Below are 754 nucleotides of genomic sequence, written 5' to 3' on the forward strand. Positions count from 1 at the left end.
TAAAAAAGGTGTGCAGAAAAGCTTGCTGACTCATGCCGACGTGCACGCCCGTCGCCAAGGAAAGGCCGGGGTCTGTTAAGGTGCCGGAGGCAATCTCCAGCCACTTATCAGCCGGCTCGGGTTTGAATAAGCGCACGCGCGAGGCGCCCTTGGTCGCCGTGTACACCCGCACCGTTCCCGTGCTATCGGGGTCTTGGTGGCCGAAGGTGAGGGCAAAGCCGGGATAGCGCGTCAAGAAGGCTTTTGGCGTGGCCAAGTGGCCCAAGGGGTAGGCAACCGTAGGGCTTCCGGACACCAAGAGCAAGGTGTCGTGCCGCTGCACCACTTCGCTAATCGCAAAGGAGGAGCGGGCGTGGAAGCGAAGGGTGTCGATGGTGGGGGCCGGTGGAAGCGGGGGCTCAGGGCTGGCCGCTGCTGGGGGCGCAACGGTTGTGGAAGGGTCGGCTGGCAAACAGCCCACGACGCAGCCGCTAAGCAGCACCCCAGCTAAATGGTTTCGCAGCAACATAGAGCAAGGTAAAGGACAGTAGCCGGTTCAAGAAAACGGTACCAAGGTAAACGGGCTCCGTTCACGCAAAGGAGGGTTCATCTGTTCTACACAGCATCCGGGGCAACTAGCCGGCATGAAAAAAGCAGTTTCCTTGTTGCTGGGCCTGGTGGCCTTCGGCGGCCACGCCCAAGCGCCGCCCGCAGTTGTTCCCGAGCCGGCAAGCTACGTGCAGGTGGTGCCCGTGCCCGGGGCCTCGGCCGACGA

Annotated in this window: 1 protein-coding gene; it reads right to left on the reverse strand. The window is 62.5% G+C overall.

Annotation, left to right across the window (positions count from 1 at the left end):
- Positions 1-508: hypothetical protein (locus tag J4G38_RS27030; protein WP_226163962.1), on the reverse strand; the 508-nt coding region annotated here is incomplete at its 3' end.
- Positions 509-754: the final 246 nt, after the last annotated feature.

Origin of the sequence: Hymenobacter terricola (assembly GCF_017921975.2) — a bacterium.
In the GTDB taxonomy this organism is placed as follows: Bacteria; Bacteroidota; Bacteroidia; order Cytophagales; family Hymenobacteraceae; genus Hymenobacter; species Hymenobacter terricola.